Origin of the sequence: Pseudomonas sp. UW4 (assembly GCF_000316175.1) — a bacterium.
Classification (GTDB): Bacteria; Pseudomonadota; Gammaproteobacteria; order Pseudomonadales; family Pseudomonadaceae; genus Aquipseudomonas; species Aquipseudomonas laurylsulfatiphila.
The window spans coordinates 3081182-3099299 of the sequence record NC_019670.1 but is presented as its reverse complement, the minus strand read 5'-3'; the positions used below and the strand labels follow the sequence as shown (position 1 = coordinate 3099299).

Here is an 18118-nt window from a genome sequence, read left to right as displayed (position 1 = left end):
GTGGTCATGGATTATGTAAGCACACGCGGCGGTGACATGCGGGCAGATTTTCGCAGTGTGGTTCTGTCGGGGCTCGCCGAAAACGGTGGTCTCTATGTCCCAGCCAGTTTGCCGGTATTCACTGAGAAACAGATTGCCAGCTGGTCGTGGCTGCCGTTTGATGAGTTGGTTTGGCGAGTGATTTCGCCTTTTGTTGGCTCTTCCATAGATGAAAGTACCCTGCGTGGCTTGCTCAGTGACAGCTATCGACAATTCAAGCATCGCGCCATTACGCCGCTTGAGCAGATAGGGCATAACGAGTGGATACTCCAGCTGTTTCATGGCCCGACCCGTTCTTCCAAGGATTTCGCCGCGCAATTGCAGTCGCGCCTGGTCAAGCATTTTCTTGAGGAGGTCGGTAAAGAAGCGTTGGTGGTCGGTGCAACTAACGGTGATACCGGCCTTGCTGCGCTTGAAGCCTTTACTGACTGCCCGGCCGCCCGCATGGCGATACTGTATCCGCGCGATGGTCTTGCGCCTGAGCAACTCAGTGTCTTGCAGGCAGCCGACCCGCAGCGGGTCCAGCTGTTTGCGGTTGACGGTAATTTCGATGATTGCCAGATGCTGGTCTCCCGACTATTGCGTGAGTGGCCATTGGGCGCAGTGATGCCGATCTGTTTCAACTCGACCAATTGGATCGGTGTCCTGGCCCAGATCGTTTTTTACTTCCACGCGGCCTTGCAACTGGGCGGTGGCTCGCGTCCCGTCGGCTTTAGCGTTCCAGCGGCCAGCTCGGCCGAAATCTACGCCGGCTACATTGCGCAGAAAATGGGATTACCCATCAATCAGGTGATCATATCGACCAACAGCAATGATGCCCTGCACCAGTTTTTTCATTGCAATCGCTACTCCACCCGGATGACTGATCGAACAGTGTCACCGGCGATGGACTTCTCGTTGTTTTCCAACCTGGAGCGGTTTATCTGGGAGATTTACGAGCACGATGGCTGCTCGACAAAAGCGCTGATGGAGCATTTTGAAAGTTGCGGAGAAATGAGCATCGGAAACCAGCAATGGCTGCGTGCCCGAGTGCTCTTCGATTCCTATGCGGTAGACGAATCCCAGGTGCGCGATGAGGTCGTCGAACTGTTCCGCGAGACGGGCTCGGCCATCGATCCTCACACCGCTGTCGGTGTACTGGCTGGCAGGCTTCATCGACGCAGCCTGGGCGCGCCGATGGTCACCTTCGGGCAAATTGCGCCGGCCAAGTCGGCGGCGCTGTTGGCCGAGCTGGGCGTCTGGCAAGCAAGCGTTCCGAGCACTGTCGAGGTGAGCGCGCAACCACCGTACCTGGCCAAGGGCGATCTGGACGGTCTGTGCCAGGCCCTTTGTCTGGCGCAGCAGAGGCTTGTATGAAGCGCATTCTGGATCCGTTGGATGAACGCATACTGGCCGAACTGACCGCCAATGCGCGAATAGCCCATATCGAACTGGGTGCCAAGATCAATTTGTCGCGCAATGCGGTGCGCCAGCGCATCGAGCGTCTTGAGCGCGACGGTGCGATCCAGGGCTATACGGTACTTCTCGGTGAAACGCGGCGGCCTGCGTCGCTTATCAGTGCAGTGATCTTCGTCTACCGCTACGACCGCATGCGTGGCGAAGCAGTATTGGCTGCGCTGCGCTCCATTCCCGAAGTCGTGCAATGTGAAGTACTCAGTGGTGAGTTCGATTTAATGCTGCGCGTGAATGCTGCCACACCTGAGCGTGTCCATCTTGTGTGGAAGGAAATCGCGGCCATGCCAGGGGTGGAAAACACCGTGACCTCGTTCGTCCTTTCTGCCGTGTTTTAAAGAAAATGTGCTTGGGCAAAATGCCCAACTAATAGAGCAAACTGCCATATTCAACTGCCAAAGCCCGGCTCTTAGGATGTTCCTGTCGAACAACATCAATAAAGGAACAGCTTTCATGACCGAGTACAAAATTTCCTTGGTAGGGTTTGGTGGCGTGAACCGTGGCTTCGCCCAATTGGTCGCCGATCGTAATGCCCAGTGGAAAGAGTCCCTGGGCTTCACTATTAAAATTGTCGGTGTCACCGATCTGTTCCTCGGCTCCATCGTTGCCAAAGACGGTCTGGATGCCAAGCAGTTGGTCGCGCTACCGATCGAGAAAGGCGCTCTCGCTCAACTGCCCGGCGGCAATGCCGAGGCCTTCAACGAAACCGTGATCAAGCATTCCGGTGCCGACATCATCGCTGAGGCCACTTTCACCAATCCGGTGGATGGCGAACCCGCAACCACCTTCTGCCGCTGGGCCCTGGAAAGTGGCATTCATGTAGTGACCACCAACAAGGGCCCTATTGCGCTGCACGGTGCCGAGCTCAAGGCGTTGGCTCGTCGCAACCAGGTCGCTTTCGAGTACGAGGGGGCGGTGATGAGTGGCACTCCCGTGATTCGCCTGGCCAAGCAGGCCTTGGCGGGTGCCAGCGTACAAGGCTTCGAAGGCATCCTGAACGGCACTTCCAACTATGTGCTCAGCCAAATGAAAAACGGCCTGGCGTTCAACGATGCCGTCGTACAAGCGCAACAGCTCGGTTACGCCGAGGCGGATCCAACCGCCGATGTGGAAGGGTATGACGTACGCCTCAAGGTGGTCATCCTGGCCAACGAACTTCTGAATGCACGACTGAATGTCAGTGACGTAGCCTGTTCAGGCATCAGCAACATCAGCGCGCAAGATATCGCTCAGGCAAGTGCCAATGGCGCCAGCTGGAAACTGATTGGCTCAGCCGATCGTGAAGCCGATGGCTCGGTTCGAGCGAGTGTCGAGGCCCGGTTGCTGCCCAATTCCCACCCTCTGGCAGGCATTGCCGGCGCCACGAATGCAGTGTCATTCAATACCGAGTTGCTGGGAGCTGTCACGGTGTCCGGGCCTGGGGCAGGGCGTATCGAGACGGCCTTCGCATTGCTGTCGGACATCGTCGCCATCCACACCGCCCACGGCAAATAACAGGAGATAGTCATGAGCGTATCCAGCATGGCCAGTATCCAGCTTGTTGAAGCCAAACAGATTGATGTGTTCAGTCCATTCGATGGTCGCTTGGTAGGGAGTGTCCCTTGCCTTGATGCAGCCGCCGTTCCTGGCTTGCTGGAACGCGCGCGAATCGGCGTTCGCGAGAGTGCGGCAATGCCTCGTCACCTGCGTGCGCGCATTCTTGAGGATGCCGCCCGCAGTGTGGAGCTTGAGTCTGATGCATTCGCCAGGCTGATCGTTGCAGAAGCGGGAAAAACGCTGCGACAAGCAGCGAAGGAAGTGAAGCGTTGCGTGAACACGTTGAAGCTATCGGCGGAGGAGGCGCGTCGTAACGCCGGGGAAGTGATTCCATTCGGGGCCTATGAAGGATCGGAATCGCGTCAGGGTTGGTTCACGCGGGAGCCCTTGGGACTTATCGTCGCAATCACCCCCTATAACGATCCGCTGAATCTGGTCGCCCATAAACTCGGCCCCGCAATCGCCGGTGGTAATGCCGTGATTTTGAAACCTTCGGAACTCGCGCCGCTGTCCGCTCTCAAGCTCGTTGAGTGCCTGGTGAAAGCGGGTCTTCCACCCTCTGTGATTACTCCGGCGACCGGTGGTGTCGACTTGGGTAAAGCTTTGGTGGAGATTCGCGAAGTTCGGATGATTTCCTTTACGGGTGGTTTTGCAACAGGAGAAGCCATCGCTCGTAGTGCCGGGTTGAAGAAGCTGGCAATGGATCTTGGAGGAAATGCCCCGGTTCTTGTGCTTGAAGATTGTGATATGGAACCGACCGTGGAGTCCTGCGTGTCTGGTGCCTTCTGGGCAGCAGGACAGAATTGCATCGGCACGCAGCGCATCCTTATCCATAGCTCTATTTATGCGGACTTCCGTGAGCGTTTTGTCAGCCAAGCGCGCGCCCTGGTAGTGGGTGATCCTCACCAGCGAGCAACGGATGTAGGCCCGATGATTACCGAGCAGGCGGCGCGTCGTACCGAGCAATTGGTAAATGAAGCACTGGCCGAGGGGGCTGTTCTGCTGTGTGGGCACCATCGCCAAGGGGGAAGCTATGCGCCGACCGTGCTTGAACATGTGAGACATGGCAGTACGATTTGGCAGCAGGAAGTCTTCGCGCCGGTGGTTATCCTGGAGCCTTTTGACCATCTGGATGATGCTGTTGCTCTGGCCAACGCAACAGAGTACAGCTTGCATGCAGGTCTTTTCACGCGCGACCTTTCCAAGGCTTTGAAACTGGCGCGTCAGATTGAAGCAGGTGGCGTGATGATCAATGATTCTTCCGACTATCGTTTCGATGCCATGCCGTTCGGTGGTTTCAAGTACGGAAGTCTGGGGCGCGAAGGTGTTCGATTTGCGTATGAAGACATGACGCAGCCTAAAGTGGTCTGCATCAGCGAGTTGGATTGAACCTGCGAAGTAAATTGCCATTGACTCACAAGGGCCTGAGAGGGCCCTTTTTTGTTGCCCGGATTTCATTCGCAGCCGTTCTTGACTTGTACAGTTCCGATCAAAACCCAAACTCATTTGCATGGGCTGCGACTCACCCAGGGCCGCTCCAAGGGTATTGGTTTGTCACCTGGCCGTGACTCATGAGTTCGCCAATCTGTCCCACCATCAACAGCAATCGATAATGCCCCGAAAGATTCGGCACCAGGCTCGGGTGGGCATTCATCGCACGCGGCAAAAACAACTCCAACATGGCCATACAACATGCACCCGTTACGACAAAGCCTGCACAACGAACTACACGCGCGCCCGTCACTGTATTTCGATGAGCCGGCCCATGTGTTTCATCTGGCCTTCCTCGGCAGCGATCAGGCGTGCAATGCATTCCTTGAACAATGCTGCCTTGGCACCCTCGACCTGAATGCCGCCCAGGGCATTACCCAACTCGATGGCCATGCACTGAAATGGGAGCGCCATGCCGAGTTTTTCACCCTGACACTGGTGGTCACTTCATCCTCTGATGACTTGTCCTGGACCACGCTGCCCGAGGTGCTGGCGTCAAAGGTCGAAGTGCATTTGCCGGCCCTGATCAACTCGGTGCAGATTGTCGTGCGTGGTGAAACCGGCCTGGATCTGTCCCGGTACGGCTTCAAGGATCCGAGCGGTTCGTGCGTGGGCGGTGGCGATGCCATGGTCTGGAGTGATTTTCGCCTGAGCGAGGAGGGCAACAACCACATGTTGTTCGTCAACCGGCGCCTGAATGCCTACCGCCAGGGCCGGATGATACGCCGCCTGCTGGAAATCGAGACCTACAGGATGATGGCCTCGTTATCCTTGACCACGGCCAAAGACTTGAGCGCGCAGCTCGATGTTTTCGACAAGACCCTGGTCACCCTTTCCGAACGCAACGCCGACCCGGACGGCAGTAATGCGAAAGCCCTGCTTGCGGACATCTCCAACCTTTCTGCGCAAGTGGTGAGCAGCGCGGCGAAAACCCGGCACCGCTTCAGTGCCACGCAAGCCTATGCGCAATTGGTGTTCGAACGTCTGGGTGAGCTGCGGGAAAGTCACGTAGGTGATTGCCAACGCCTGGGCGTATTTATCGAACGCCGCTTCAAACCTACCGTCAGGTACTGCACCGCCACCGAACAGCGCCTGGAGCACCTGGCCGAAAGCGTGGCCAACCTGGGCGATCTGTTACAAGCACGGGTCCAGGTCGAAATGGAGGAACAGAACTCGGAAATCCTGAAAAGCCTGAATGCCCGCGCCGATGCCCAGATCAAGATCCAGCGCGCAGTGGAGGGGCTGTCGATTATTGCCATTACCTACTACCTGCTCAGTTTGCTCAAGCTGGGATACTCAGGTGTTCACCTGCTTGGATTTGGGGTGACCCCGCGAGAGGCCATGCTGGTCATGGCACCGCTCGCGATCGGTATTCTTGCGTTGATTGTGCTGCGTATCAGGAAAGTTAAAGAGCATTGAGGTGATGGACTGCGATGTTTATGAACCGTTGGGCTGCTCGTTGCCAGCAAGCCTGAGGCGATCGGTGCGTCTGTGCGGCCAATATCTGCCACTCAGTAAACTTGATGACCTACATTGCCGCGCACTTAGCCAGGTCATTGCGAGGTCGTACAGGGTGAGGAGGGGGGGATGAAATCATGTGCGTCTCACCCTCCCCAGATCACGCCCCAATATCAAAGTGGACTATCCCAACCGCGTATTCCCATCAGTGCCATACATCTCCTTGCGTTCCTGATCCTGCTGTCTGCGCAGGGGCGGATGGTAGGCATAGGCCGCTGGCCAGGGCTTGAGGATCGTAAAGATGAGGAGGGTGAATAAGGCTGGAGCCAGGCAGAGGTAGAAGGGTATTTCATGCCCACTGGCGAGCCATAGGATCAGCGTCTCAGTGCCAGACGCGTACCCTGCCCAGATATCCGTAATTATTAACAAAACCAGGCCAGTCAGGAGAGTCCCGGCTTGTTGCTGATCGATCAGCTTGCGAATCCAGATAGAGTTCTTTTCCCGATAGATCGCCATCAAGAAGTCATCACCTGTCCGTAATGCTTCGGTGTGCAAATAACAGAGCGATACCTCATTAAGCTCGGCGCTGCGCTCGGTGAATGCATTGAAAAGAAAGTTAGGCGTGAATTGGATGATGGTCGCCTTCAGGAACCCAGAAAAAAACGGGATGATGAGTGACACAGTGAGGCAGAATCCTGCTACGGCCAAGAGGAGGGCGCCAATGGATTCCCATATCTGTGCGCTGTCCGCAGTGACCGACAGCAAATTCCTGTTAAGAAACCAAGCCAGCACCGCATCGGCGTACAATGCGATGTAGATGAGCTGGATACCCCATTTGAACTCCCATGCCTTTTCAATGAACCCTATGGAGATGGCCTGAGCAGCATTGAGCTTGCCTTTGCCTTGAGCTTCTTCTGTCATTCCGATCCTTTCTTTTCGTCACTAATCATCAAGCTTGAGGCTAGGAGCGCCTCCGTCCTCCGGCTCGCGCTTAGGCGTATGTATCACTCCAGCTTCGGCGTCTGCACGCATCTGCTCGTGCTCTTTGTGAAATGCCTTGTCCTGAACCGTGGGCTTAAAGTATGAAAATAGCAAAAACAGGAGGCATATCTCAGTCTAATGTTGAATGTCGGCCTCGGTTTCGCAAGGCCGGATTTCAACGAGATATAACTATTTGCAGTTGCCCGCCTTTCGATATCCCGCAGCCTGGGCCTCAGATTCAGAGTCAAAAGTTACTTGGTTTTTCGCAGACACCTGACCATAACCAGGGCACCCCATCGAGAGGTGGTAGACTTGGCTTTTCCGATTGCCAATGATCGAACCTACTCCGCTCGCGCTCGCCAGGGTTGGCTGAGCCGGCGCGCGCGGAGGATTAACAGGAACGGCGCTAACCACCCCGTCACCAACTGCCTTGTATCCTTGCGACCATCGACGCTCGCCGGTTACGAATGGATTGGAGTGCCCCATGATTGCCGCGATGCGCCTATCACGCTCTTTTTCCCAAGACGAAACCGGGTACTGCTTGTCCCAAGCCATCAGTAGCTGTTGCTGCTGACGAGACATGCTCAGTTTGTATCTGTCGAACATGTAAAAAGTTGTTCTCGCGACCAGCCCTTTGACCTCGTCGCGCGGTTCCGCAGCACGTTGATCGAAATCAACCCGGGTCTTGCACTGCCCATACTGCGGCGCTACTCCGGTGGCCATGCCGTAGTTGAAATTACTTCGGTCGCCATTCACCTCACCAACAGATGGATAGAGGTTAAAAAGATCGGCCTCCATCACTCGAAAAACCGGGTCATCGTCTACGCAATGCTCTCGACCACCGTTCTTCCAGCATTGGCGTTGGTTACCGAATGTCCAGGCGGGAACTATGTGCTCCCACTCAGTCCGCTCTGCCCGATTCTCTTGCTTTCTGGCCTTGAGGCCACATGACTCAGCATCGATACGACCTCCTGATTTGCCAACCCACGTCCATTTGCAGCCGCAATACAACTCGCCCATCGAGCTGTTCGCCTGGTCGAGGTAAATTTTCTGCTTTGCTATGACCTTGGCTTCGGAAAAGGTCGATGGAGGGCTTGAGAAGGCGGGGGTAATTACCGAGAGGGTCAGCGTTACTACGGACAGCAGTTTTTTCATTGGAAAACATTAACAAATTAGGGGCGCGCATTGTACGCACGATACCCACGCCCGCCGCAGTATTTCTCAGTTAAACGCAGCCTCGACAAATGCCTCCAGCGCCTTGTCTTCCAGTATCTCGATAGAGAAGTGCCAGAAGCGTTTGGGCAACCAAATGATGCGTGTCCCAGACGGGGATTACCACCTGGCCCCTGAGCAAGTGATTTTGGTTTGAGTACAAGAAAAGGCCTGTGCGGCCATTTCTGCAGTCCGTGTTTTATCCAGAACCGGTCTTTACCTGGTCACTGATAAGTTGGGCCAAAATTCGTACAGGCTCGGTAAAACTCTGCCGAGACCGATGTACGAGCCCAATATCACGGTGGAAGGTGTGTTGTCCGAGATCGAGCGCTCGTACACCTACGGGCCATTCCTGATGGGTTGCTGTCTGCGGCACTAGAGCTACACCGACACCATTTTCAACCAGCTTGATGATGGCCTCTAGTTCATCCAGCTCGCAAACTTCACGCAAGGTGAAATGCATCTGCCGAAGGAAGCGATCCACTTGTCTGCCCCCGAATGATGATCGGTCATAGCGAATGAACGATTGACTGGAAAGCAGTGCTGACCAATCTTCTCCCGGCAGTTCACGCGGCACAATCAGTCGGTAGGGCTCAAGCGCTAAGGTCGTCCAGCGTAGATCACTCTGGAGCGAGAAGGGTGGGCGGATTATTGCGGCCATGTCGATTTCGCCGGCATCCACGAGGTTCACCAACTCCATCGATAGCCCCGGGATTACGCGGGTTCGGCATTGGGGGCATTGTTGGTGAAACTTGGCCAGGGCATCTGGAAGATAGGATCGCTGTACGGAGGCTATGGCACCGATGTTCACCAGAACGCTCGCAGGAAGTCCAACCGTGGTGGAACCCAGATTGTCGTAAAGCCGAAGCAGCTCTTGCGCTTGCAGGAGTATTTGATGGCCCATCCTGTTGAGGTGGGCTGAGCGTCCCTTCCTGTCGAATATCTCAAAGCCGAGCTCGGCCTCCAGACGTTGAATCTGGGCGCTCACCGCCGCTTGGGTGAGGCCGATCTTATTCCCGGCAGCGGCAAACGTACCTTCCCGTGCAACGGCAATGAGTGTTTTGAGTTCTTTGATCATTCACAAATATTAATTGTGTTTCTAAGAAAATAATATTGATTTTTTTGTTTGGATGGCCGCCCTACGATGTGCCTGTTCCCCGGCAACTGCCCGAACCTGAAAGCCGAAGTCGGTGGGACAGCGGATCGTGAAGCGTCGCGAAAAACTAACGACCAGCATTCATACGCTCCGTCCTTCACCAACAATAAAACTGTATTGGAGTTCTGATGAGCCTCTCGCCTTTCCACCTCGCAATCCCCGTTTACAACCTTGCTGGCGCACGCACATTTTACGGCGAAGTGTTCGGCCTGGAAGAAGGTCGCTCCAGCAGCCAGTGGGTCGACTTCAACTTTTATGGCCACCAACTGGTTATTCACGAACACCCAAAAACCGCGTCCCAGGAAAGCGTCCATAGCAACCCGGTAGACGGCCACGACGTACCTGTTCCGCACTTCGGCATCATTCTGCGCTGGGAAGAATGGGAAGCGCTGGCCGAGCGCTTGAAGTCTTTCGGCACGGAATTTGTGATCGAACCCTACATTCGTTTCAAAGGGCAGGTCGGCGAGCAAGCCACCATGTTCCTGTTTGACCCTTGTGGTAATGCCCTTGAATTCAAGGCGTTCAAGGATATGAGCCAGCTCTTCGCAAAATAAGAAAAGTGTCGGCACAACAGCGTTGTGCCATTTGAACTCAAGTGAGCTGGAAGCTCATGAATCTAGCAACTGCCGATTAACGCAGTCCTTTCATTCCAACAAGAAGGCTAGACATGAAACGTATTCCCCTGGTGTGGCAAATCATTGCCGGGCTGTTGCTTGGCGTGCTCGTCGGTTGGTATTTCAATACCCATCCGCAGTATCAATCGTGGGTCAGTGCAGAAATCCTGAAGCCACTTGGCGACATCTTCATCAAGATGATGAAGATGGTGGTTGTGCCGATCGTATTCTGTTGCATGATCCTGGGCATCGCAGGAGGCGGCGACAACAAATCATTTGGTCGTATGGGCTTAAAGTCGCTGGGCTATTTTTTTGCGATCACCGGCCTTGCGATTGTGATGGGACTGTGTTTCGCAAACATCTTCGAGCCTGGCACGGGCACCGATATTTCGGGCATTACGCATAGCGCTGCATCCATCACCATGGAACCTTCGAAGGGTGCATTGGTGATTGTGCAGAACATCGTCCCGGATAACGTTTTCGTGGCGATGTCGGAAGCGAAGCTGCTGTCGGTGTTGTTCTTTGCAGTGTTATTCGGCATGGCGCTGAACTCGCTGCCCAGGGAGAGGAGCGCGCCAGTGGTCGCGGTAGTTCAGGGTATTTCCGATGCGATGTTCAAAGTCGTTTCAATCGTCATGGCGTACGCACCGATAGGTGTATTTGGCATGATCGGCGCTACCGTTGCGACCTTTGGCTTTGCCTCGCTATTGCCCTTGCTCAAGCTGATTGGCGTGGTTTACCTGGCACTGATTGTCTTTGCGTTGGTGGTACTCGGCGGTATTTGCTATCTGATCGGCGAGAACATCTTCAAGCTGATCAAGTATTTCCGAAATGAGCTGATTCTTGCATTCTCGAGTGCCGCATCGGCAGCGGTTATGCCGCAGTTGATGAGCAAGCTGGAGAGCTATGGCGTTGCGCGACGAATCGTTAGCTTTGTGGTGCCGGTGGGTTATGCCTTCAATCTGGATGGCGCGTCGATTTTCCTCGGCGTGGCGACGATTTTTGTTGCACAACTCTATGGTATCGACCTGTCGCTTTCTCAGCAGATTCTGTTGGTGGTCACGATGGTGCTGACCTCCAAAGGTGCTGCTGGAGTACCTGGATTTGCGATCATTATTTTGTCTGCGACGTTGGCGTCTGCCGGTCTTCCATTGGAAGGGGTAGCGCTTATCGCAGGGATCTTCAGGATTATCGATAGCGGAACAACCACGTTGAACGTGCTGGGTAATGCGATCGCACCATTGGTTATCGCCAAATGGGAAAAGGCAGCCCTTGAGCCTTCAAGAGTCGATCGAGTGACGCCATCACCGTCAACGATCTGATCATCTCGCCGACTCGCCAGGATTGGTAATCTTCGATCGTTCATACCACGCCTGTTCAGAAGCTGATCGCTGTCCGTCATGTCGGTCTAGACCCAATGGTCATTGGTACATCATTTCAATCAGGAGTACATCATGAGCAATCCAACTTACGTCCAGGAATACAACGCGATCGTCGACGTGCTTAGCCAGTACAACGAAGGTGGTGCCAAAGCTGACAGCGCTTTGATGAAGCCCGCGTTCAGCCAGCAAGCCACCATGTTCGGTGTCGATGGCGACAAACTCGTCGGCGGCGCGATCCAGAACCTGTACGACGTCATCGACAACTCTTTCCGTCCGTCCCCCGAAGCCCGAGCTGCGATCGTTCGCATAGACATCGTGGGCACTGCCGCCAGTGCTCGGGTTGATACCGACAATGTTTCAGGATTCCGTTTCACCGACTTCTTCAACCTGCTGAAGGTGGAAGGCAAGTGGACGATCGTCAGCAAGATTTACCACACCCACCCGAGCGCTTAATCCCTTGAATGCATTTGGCGAGGTGCGTTGTACCTCGTCCTCTCTGAAAGGAGAGACCCATGTCAAAAAACATCAAAGAGTACCTGCCAGGCCCACCAACTTCTGGATGCGATCATGCCCAGTCGATCATGGGTACTAGCTTTGTGGAGTCAGCAGGACATGCACTGTTGTAAAGCGCTGCGCTTAACAAAGTGCACCAGTCGGAAGCGACGCGCTGGGCGTTCGCCTCCATTAGCCCACAGCTCATCGATTTGCTGACCTCGGCAATTCGCTTTCTCGGGATGCCTGCTCACGCCACAGAAACTCGCCTGGATCGCAGTTACCGTGATAACCACCCAAAGCTCGGGAGCCTGGACTTGCGCATAGGATGAAGTGTCTGTGCTGCCGGCTGGCACAAAGACTGCAAGACCTACATCAGGGTTACCTACCACATATTCCTCTGGACTCCTCCTCGGTCAACGATGATCGATGTACTGAACAGGTCATGAATAAGGTTGGTACCTCAGACAGAAATCTCAGGCTTTAACACTGCAAAAGAACAGGCAAAGGCGCCTGGAACCGAAGGGTTTCAGGCGTTTTTTTTGCGTTTTTTATCCGTAATTATCTTCGGAGCCGTTCATGAAAACAGCCGCACAATTGCTGAAACTGAAGGTCACGCAAAACCAGCAGGTACATAGCATCGCGCCAGATCAGATGGTGTATGAAGCGCTGAAGATGATGGCTGAAAAGAATGTAGGTGCTCTACCCGTGATAGAGGATGGGCAGGTGGTTGGCGTTATCAGCGAGCGTGATTATGCGCGCAAGGTCGTTCTACAGGGGCGATCTTCGGTCGGTACTCCAGTCCGGGTCATCATGAGCGCGCCCGTCGTTACGGCAGACAGTCAACAGAGCATCGAGCGTTGCATGATGGTTATGACCGACAGTCATCTGCGTCATTTACCGGTGGTGGAAGGTGATCAACTGATTGGCCTCCTGTCGATTGGCGATCTGGTGAAAGAGGCCATCGTCGAGCAGGCCGACCTGATCCGGCAACTGGAACACTATATCCGTGGACACTGAAACGACCAAGGCAAGGTGGATGCAGGGCGCATAGGCACATGCAGTATTCCAATGTGCTGCCCGTCGGGCGGGTATTAATCAGGGAGCATTTGATATGGCCAAGTTAAGCACGGCACGACGTATTGCTATTGGATTTGCAATTGCGCCGTTGGTATTAATCGGTCTGACGTTCTACGCGCTGCACGATCTGGCAACGCTCAAGGAACAGGCAATGGTGATCGTCAAACAGGACTGGCCGAAAATTGACCCGATCCTGGTCATTGCCACAGGTGTACGGGACAACGCCAGGAACACCAGGGATTTGCTGATCGACAAGGAGAACCAGCTAGCCCAACAATCGATTGAAGCCACTAAAAAACGCATCAGCCAAGCACTCGAAACACTTGAGTCATTGTTCGATTCACCGGATGGCAAGGCCGCCTATGCTGCCCTGAAACAGAACCGGGAAGCCTACGTCTCTGCATTCACCCAGGTGCAGGTATTGATCAGACAAGGCGCATTTGATGCCGCGATGGCGCAGTTGAAGCAGCACGTCGTCCCCGCAGAACAGCAGGTTTACAAAAGCCTGGATTCCTTGATGGTGCTGCAAGGGCAGATCTTTGCCGATCGCGAAAAGTCGGCACAGGCACTGTACAACGATGCGCGACTGAACATGTTGGGATTGCTTGTGTTCTGTCTGGTCTCAGTAATCGTCGTTGCAGTCATCGTGACGCGTAGTGTCACTCGACCTTTGGGTGGAGAGCCCATGGTTGCTGCGCAGGTCTTGAGTCAAATCGCCCAGGGCGATCTGACGATTCAAGTGCCATTGAACGCGAGTGCTGACGATAGCGTAATGATGAACATGCACCAGATGCAGCAAAGCTTGAATGCGATGGTGAAGCACATCGCGGCGGCGGTCGAACGGGTGACCAGTTCGTCCGAAGAGCTGAGCGCGGTCAGTAGCCAGACCAGCAGCAGCTTGCAGCTGCAGGGTCTGGAGATCGCGCAGGCTGCGGCAGCGGTCAATCAGATGACGGCGGCCGTCGACGAGGTCGCACGCAATGCAGTCAGCACAAGCGAGGCGTCGCGGGTGTCTGAGCAAACCGCGCAACGCGGCCGTGAGCAAGTTCAAGAAACAGTTTCCTCGATAGGAGCGCTGGCGGACGGCATGACCGATACCTCAGAGCGTATCGGGCAATTGGCCAAGGGCGTGCAAGAGATCAGCTCGGTGCTTGACGTGATTCGCAGCATCGCAGAGCAAACCAATTTGTTGGCCCTCAACGCGGCGATCGAAGCAGCTCGCGCCGGAGATGCTGGTCGTGGATTTGCGGTGGTCGCCGATGAGGTACGAGCACTGGCCCATCGCACTCAGCTGTCGACTCAGGAAATCGAACAGATGATAGGCAATATTCGGCTCGATACCGTGCAGGCAGTTAACGCCATGCAAAGCAGCCGTCACCTGGTGCAGTCGACCCTCGAAGTCGCGCAACGCTCCGGCGAGGCACTGGAAGAAATTGCCCGTTCGATCTCGCAGATCAATGAGCGCAACCTGCTGATCGCCAGTGCCACAGAGGAGCAGGCCCTGGTGGCGCGTGAGGTAGATCGAAATCTGGTAGGGATTCGTAACGTGTCCGACCAGGTCTCAGTAGGGGGCCAGCAAACCCAGGTAGCAAGTTTGGAGTTGGCGCAGATGGCAGGAGCACTGAACGAGACGGTAGCGCGCTTTAGAGTGTGAGCTTGCGCGTTTTGTCCGCTACCCGCGAAGAACTGTATTGCCCTGGCGCGGGAAAGCATTGCCTGGCAGCCCGGTTTCCCTTGCCATGGCGGCGCGCAATGCGAACGTGCCGTTTTGCAACATACCCGTCCGTCACCCACTTGAAAGCCCGGTCTGCATAACCGGCACTTACCCGAGGCCGCGTTGTCAGTAATTGGCGCCTGTAGCGACGAGGACCGTCTCTGATAGCGGCACGTCAGACTGCATTTGGTGTTTCTCCCCTTGGGCAAACGCTCGCGATGGATTGCGTCCTGTACCGACTCTTTCTTAAGCGAGCAACTTTCTATGGGTTTTTTTCTCGATCCGCGTCATGACATTGACGCCGCGTTATTAAGCTACCGCCGGGTGTTCTGGTCGTTGGCACTGTTCAGTGGCGTGATTAACCTGTTGGTGCTGGTGCCGTCGCTCTACATGATGCAGGTGTACGACCGGGTCCTTACCAGTCGTAACGAAACCACGTTGTTCATGCTTACCTTGATCGCGCTGGGGTTGTTCATGTTCAGCGCCTTGATCGAGTGGGTTCGTGGCGCGGTGATGATTCGCATGAGCGCGGGGCTCGACGAAGCCTTGGGCGAGCGGCTTTTCGACGCTGCTTTCGCCCGCAGCCTTCGCGAGCATGATGCCAACCCGGCCCAGGTGCTCACCGATCTGGCGACACTGCGGCAGTTGATCACCGGCCAGGGCCTGATTGCCTTGCTCGATGCGCCATGGTTGCCGATCTTTTTGCTGATAGCGTTCATCTTTCACCCATGGTTCGGTGTGCTGACGCTGGTTCTGGCCCTGATACTGATCGGCCTGGCTCTGTGGGGGGAATGGGCGACTCGAACACGCCTGGACGAAGCCAATCGGCTGGGTGTGCAGTCGTCGATTTATCTCAACAGCACGTTCCACAATGCCGAAGTCATCCAGGCCCTGGGCATGCTCGGGCCATTGCGTCAGCGCTGGAGCCTTCTGCAGCAGCGCATCGTTGCGGCCCAGGCCCATGCCAGTGACCGTAGTGCGCGTATCACGTCGATGACTCGTTTCGTACGCATTTGCGGGCAATCGTTGGCCCTGGGGCTCGGCGCGCTGTTGGTGCTCGAAGGCCAATTGTCGGCGGGCATGATGATCGCCATGTCGCTGCTATTGGGGCGCGCCCTGGCCCCCGTGGAAATCGCCATCGGCTCGTGGAAGCAATTCAACTCCGGCCGCCAGAGTTACCAGCGCCTCAGCCAACTTCTTGTCCGGCATCCAGGCGAGCGCCTGCGCATGTCGTTGCCGCCGCCCAGCGGCGCGGTGCGTGTGGAGCAGTTGTATGTCGGCCCGCCCGGTGCCTCGCAACCGATCCTGCGGGGGATCAATTTCAACTTGGTCAAAGGTGACGTGCTCGGCGTTGTCGGGCCCAGCGCCAGTGGAAAGTCAACGCTGGCCAGGGCGCTGGTCGGGGTCTGGCCAGCCATGGGCGGGTCGGTGCGCCTCGATAACGCCGAGATCAGCCAATGGTCTCACGACGCCTTGGGCCCGCACCTGGGCTACTTGCCGCAGGACATAGAGCTGTTCGACGGCACGGTGGCCGACAATATTGCCCGCTTCGGTGAGCAGGACGCCGACAAGATCATCGCGGCGGGGCGTCATGCTGGCATACACGAGATGATCCTGAGGTTCCCCAAAGGTTACGACACGCCGTTGGGCCCCGGCGGGCTTGGATTGTCCGGGGGACAGAAACAGCGCCTCGGCCTGGCTCGTGCACTCTATGGGCTCCCTACGCTGATCGTGCTCGATGAGCCGAACTCCAATCTCGATGAAGCCGGAGAGCTGGCGCTGGTCCAGGCGATCGGTGCGCTCAAGACTGCTGGCAGCACCGTGGTGCTGATTACACATCGGCCTAGTGTACTGGCGGTGGTTGACCACATCCTCGTGCTCAAGGACGGCACTCAACAAGCATTCGGTCCACGGGATCGGGTGCTCAAGGCATTGCTTGCGGGGCCGAGACCGGCAGCGATCAAGGAGGCTGGCGAAGATGCATGATCTGACCCCAGGCACACAGATGTACAGTGAACAACGACCGGTCGTACGTGATAAAGCCACGCCGCCAGGTGCCAATACCGACGCGGGCAGCGCGGCACGATATGGCGTGGGCTTCCTGGCCCTGGCACTGGGTAGCTTCCTGCTCTGGGCCTGCCTGGCGCCGCTCGACCAGGGTGTCGTGGGCAGCGGCACCGTGGTAGTGGCGGGCGAACGCAAAGCGGTGCAGTCGTTGGTCGGTGGCGTGGTGGAAAAACTTCTGGTCAGTGATGGCGACCGCGTCACCCAAGGGCAGTTGCTGGTGCAACTCAACACGGTGCAAGCGCAGTCACAACTGGACGTGACCCGGGGCAAATTGCTTAATGATCGCAGCGTCGAGGCTCGCTTGATTGCCGAGCGCCTGGGCACCGCCGAGATCCAATGGCCCCCTGACTTGCTGGAACACGCTGAAGAGCCGCGGCTCAAGGCAGCCATGGCCTTGCAGAGTAAGTTGTTTGCGACCCGCCGTGCGGAATTGGCCAGTCGCTTGCAGATCATCGAACACGAGACCGCCGCATTGCAGCAGCAATTGACCGGCTATGAAGGTGTCAAGCGCAACTACGAAACGCAGATGCGCTTCCAGCAGCAGGAGCTGGAAGGCCTGCGTGTTTTGGCACATGAGGGCTACGTCCCGCGCAACAAACTCTTCGAGGCCGAGCGCAACGCCGCCCAATTGGCCGGGCAGATTGCTTCCGTGACAGGTGATGCCGGCAGGACTCGCCAGTCGATCAATGAAAGTCGGCTCAAGGCCTTGCAGGCGCAGCAGGAATTTCGCCGCGATGCCGAAACCCAGCTCAGTGAAGTCTCCGCCGAGGCGTCAGCTTATGCCGATCAGATCAGTGCCTTTGAGTTTGAAGTCGACAACGGTGCGATCCGCGCGCCGGTGTCCGGACAGGTCATGGACGTGAACATTCATACGATTGGTGGCGTTACCCAGGCGGGGCAAATCCTGATGCAGGTGGTGCCGTTGGATGCGCCGATGGCGATCACCGCGCGTTTCGAGCCGTTGATGGCCAACAAGTTGCGTCCGGGGTTGCCGGTGCACGTGCATTTCACGGCGCTGCAACGGGTGGATACCCCGACTGTCACCGGGACGGTGACTACGGTGTCGGCGGACCAGTTGATCGATGAACAGACTCACCAGCCGTACTTTTCCGCCAAGGTCGAAATTCCCGCAGATACCGTTGTGTCGCTACAGGCCGCCGGCCTGTCGGTGCGGCCGGGCATGCTTGCCGATGTCACGGTGGTCACGGGCGAGCGTACCTTGATGAACTACCTGATGAAACCTTTGCGTGAACGCTTGCTCGCAGCCTTCAAAGAAGAATGAGTGGCTACCCTCGTGTTTTCGAACGCCACACATTGCGGCAGGAGCGTAATGCTGTTCAGTAAAGCGAGAATGCTCCCCTGTAGGAGCGAGCTTGCTCCGGGCGGCATTCCGACGATGGACTCAAGAGCGCCGCGTTTAGTCAGTAAACACGCGGCATCGTTA

15 protein-coding genes and 1 pseudogene are annotated in these 18118 nt (G+C 56.1%); 12 read left to right on the top strand and 4 right to left on the bottom strand.

All coding sequences use genetic code 11. The features are described from left to right. Window positions 1–6: 6 nt before the first annotated feature. From thrC to PPUTUW4_RS13425, 5 genes are all read left to right on the top strand, one after another. Window positions 7–1395, top strand: a complete 1389-nt coding sequence (gene thrC, locus PPUTUW4_RS13445; protein ID WP_015095150.1) for a threonine synthase — start codon at window positions 7–9, stop codon at window positions 1393–1395. Beyond that, the gene (locus tag PPUTUW4_RS13440) at window positions 1392–1829 is read left to right on the top strand and encodes an Lrp/AsnC family transcriptional regulator (protein ID WP_015095149.1); all 438 of its coding nucleotides are present in this window, start codon (window positions 1392–1394) and stop codon (window positions 1827–1829) included. Before thrC ends, PPUTUW4_RS13440 begins: the two co-directional genes overlap by 4 nt. A gap of 115 nt (window positions 1830–1944) precedes the next feature. After that, the gene (locus PPUTUW4_RS13435; protein WP_015095148.1) at window positions 1945–2985 is read left to right on the top strand and encodes a homoserine dehydrogenase; all 1041 of its coding nucleotides are present in this window, start codon (window positions 1945–1947) and stop codon (window positions 2983–2985) included. A 12-nt stretch (window positions 2986–2997) separates the two neighbouring features. After that, window positions 2998–4416: an aldehyde dehydrogenase family protein gene (locus PPUTUW4_RS13430; RefSeq protein ID WP_015095147.1), complete on the top strand. Its 1419-nt coding sequence runs from the start codon at window positions 2998–3000 to the stop codon at window positions 4414–4416. 303 nt (window positions 4417–4719) lie between these two features. Further along, window positions 4720–5937 carry a DUF3422 domain-containing protein gene (locus tag PPUTUW4_RS13425; RefSeq protein WP_015095146.1) on the top strand — a complete coding sequence of 406 codons (1218 nt, stop codon included), beginning with the start codon at window positions 4720–4722 and terminating at the stop codon, window positions 5935–5937. A 222-nt stretch (window positions 5938–6159) separates the two neighbouring features. On the opposite strand, the gene PPUTUW4_RS13420 is transcribed toward PPUTUW4_RS13425, so the two are convergent. The 4 genes and pseudogenes from PPUTUW4_RS13420 to PPUTUW4_RS13410 all read right to left on the bottom strand — a co-directional run bounded on the left by PPUTUW4_RS13420 (window position 6160) and on the right by PPUTUW4_RS13410 (window position 9247). After that, window positions 6160–6897 (bottom strand): hypothetical protein, encoded by a 738-nt coding sequence (locus tag PPUTUW4_RS13420; RefSeq protein ID WP_015095145.1) that lies wholly within the window; start codon window positions 6895–6897, stop codon window positions 6160–6162. Between the two features lie 249 nt (window positions 6898–7146). Next, window positions 7147–8112, bottom strand: coding sequence for an endonuclease (locus tag PPUTUW4_RS13415; protein WP_015095144.1), 966 nt, complete (start codon window positions 8110–8112; stop codon window positions 7147–7149). Between the two features lie 66 nt (window positions 8113–8178). Further along, window positions 8179–8289: pseudogene (locus PPUTUW4_RS30255) on the bottom strand (methylmalonyl-CoA epimerase); the annotation flags it as partial. A gap of 79 nt (window positions 8290–8368) precedes the next feature. Then, window positions 8369–9247, bottom strand: a complete 879-nt coding sequence (locus tag PPUTUW4_RS13410; RefSeq protein WP_015095143.1) for a LysR substrate-binding domain-containing protein — start codon at window positions 9245–9247, stop codon at window positions 8369–8371. A 206-nt stretch (window positions 9248–9453) separates the two neighbouring features. Here PPUTUW4_RS13410 and PPUTUW4_RS13405 point away from each other — a divergent pair, with 206 nt between their 5' ends. The 7 genes from PPUTUW4_RS13405 (at window position 9454) to PPUTUW4_RS13375 (ending at window position 17956) form a co-directional block, all read left to right on the top strand. Next, window positions 9454–9879: a VOC family protein gene (locus PPUTUW4_RS13405; protein WP_015095142.1), complete on the top strand. Its 426-nt coding sequence runs from the start codon at window positions 9454–9456 to the stop codon at window positions 9877–9879. A 113-nt stretch (window positions 9880–9992) separates the two neighbouring features. Further along, the gene (locus PPUTUW4_RS13400) at window positions 9993–11261 is read left to right on the top strand and encodes a cation:dicarboxylase symporter family transporter (protein ID WP_015095141.1); all 1269 of its coding nucleotides are present in this window, start codon (window positions 9993–9995) and stop codon (window positions 11259–11261) included. Between the two features lie 132 nt (window positions 11262–11393). Continuing rightward, a complete protein-coding gene (locus PPUTUW4_RS13395; protein WP_015095140.1) occupies window positions 11394–11774 on the top strand; it encodes a nuclear transport factor 2 family protein in 381 nt (126 codons plus the stop codon). Window positions 11775–12392: 618 nt separating this feature from the next. Next, a complete protein-coding gene (locus tag PPUTUW4_RS13390) occupies window positions 12393–12833 on the top strand; it encodes a CBS domain-containing protein (protein ID WP_007971558.1) in 441 nt (146 codons plus the stop codon). 94 nt (window positions 12834–12927) lie between these two features. Further along, window positions 12928–14547 (top strand): methyl-accepting chemotaxis protein, encoded by a 1620-nt coding sequence (locus PPUTUW4_RS13385; protein ID WP_015095139.1) that lies wholly within the window; start codon window positions 12928–12930, stop codon window positions 14545–14547. A gap of 324 nt (window positions 14548–14871) precedes the next feature. Continuing rightward, window positions 14872–16593 (top strand): type I secretion system permease/ATPase, encoded by a 1722-nt coding sequence (locus PPUTUW4_RS13380; protein ID WP_015095138.1) that lies wholly within the window; start codon window positions 14872–14874, stop codon window positions 16591–16593. Further along, on the top strand, window positions 16586–17956 hold the full coding sequence (locus tag PPUTUW4_RS13375) for an HlyD family type I secretion periplasmic adaptor subunit (RefSeq protein WP_015095137.1): 1371 nt from the start codon (window positions 16586–16588) through the stop codon (window positions 17954–17956). The genes PPUTUW4_RS13380 and PPUTUW4_RS13375 overlap by 8 nt, the downstream gene beginning before the upstream one ends. Window positions 17957–18118 lie beyond the last annotated feature (162 nt).

Coding starts and splice junctions, on each gene's coding strand:
- thrC (WP_015095150.1), top strand. CDS start 7: ATGGATTATGTAAGCACACGCGGCGGTGACATGCGGGCAGATTTTCGC.
- PPUTUW4_RS13440 (WP_015095149.1), top strand. CDS start 1,392: ATGAAGCGCATTCTGGATCCGTTGGATGAACGCATACTGGCCGAACTG.
- PPUTUW4_RS13435 (WP_015095148.1), top strand. CDS start 1,945: ATGACCGAGTACAAAATTTCCTTGGTAGGGTTTGGTGGCGTGAACCGT.
- PPUTUW4_RS13430 (WP_015095147.1), top strand. CDS start 2,998: ATGAGCGTATCCAGCATGGCCAGTATCCAGCTTGTTGAAGCCAAACAG.
- PPUTUW4_RS13425 (WP_015095146.1), top strand. CDS start 4,720: ATGCACCCGTTACGACAAAGCCTGCACAACGAACTACACGCGCGCCCG.
- PPUTUW4_RS13420 (WP_015095145.1), bottom strand. CDS start 6,897: ATGACAGAAGAAGCTCAAGGCAAAGGCAAGCTCAATGCTGCTCAGGCC.
- PPUTUW4_RS13415 (WP_015095144.1), bottom strand. CDS start 8,112: ATGAAAAAACTGCTGTCCGTAGTAACGCTGACCCTCTCGGTAATTACC.
- PPUTUW4_RS13410 (WP_015095143.1), bottom strand. CDS start 9,247: ATGATCAAAGAACTCAAAACACTCATTGCCGTTGCACGGGAAGGTACG.
- PPUTUW4_RS13405 (WP_015095142.1), top strand. CDS start 9,454: ATGAGCCTCTCGCCTTTCCACCTCGCAATCCCCGTTTACAACCTTGCT.
- PPUTUW4_RS13400 (WP_015095141.1), top strand. CDS start 9,993: ATGAAACGTATTCCCCTGGTGTGGCAAATCATTGCCGGGCTGTTGCTT.
- PPUTUW4_RS13395 (WP_015095140.1), top strand. CDS start 11,394: ATGAGCAATCCAACTTACGTCCAGGAATACAACGCGATCGTCGACGTG.
- PPUTUW4_RS13390 (WP_007971558.1), top strand. CDS start 12,393: ATGAAAACAGCCGCACAATTGCTGAAACTGAAGGTCACGCAAAACCAG.
- PPUTUW4_RS13385 (WP_015095139.1), top strand. CDS start 12,928: ATGGCCAAGTTAAGCACGGCACGACGTATTGCTATTGGATTTGCAATT.
- PPUTUW4_RS13380 (WP_015095138.1), top strand. CDS start 14,872: ATGGGTTTTTTTCTCGATCCGCGTCATGACATTGACGCCGCGTTATTA.
- PPUTUW4_RS13375 (WP_015095137.1), top strand. CDS start 16,586: ATGCATGATCTGACCCCAGGCACACAGATGTACAGTGAACAACGACCG.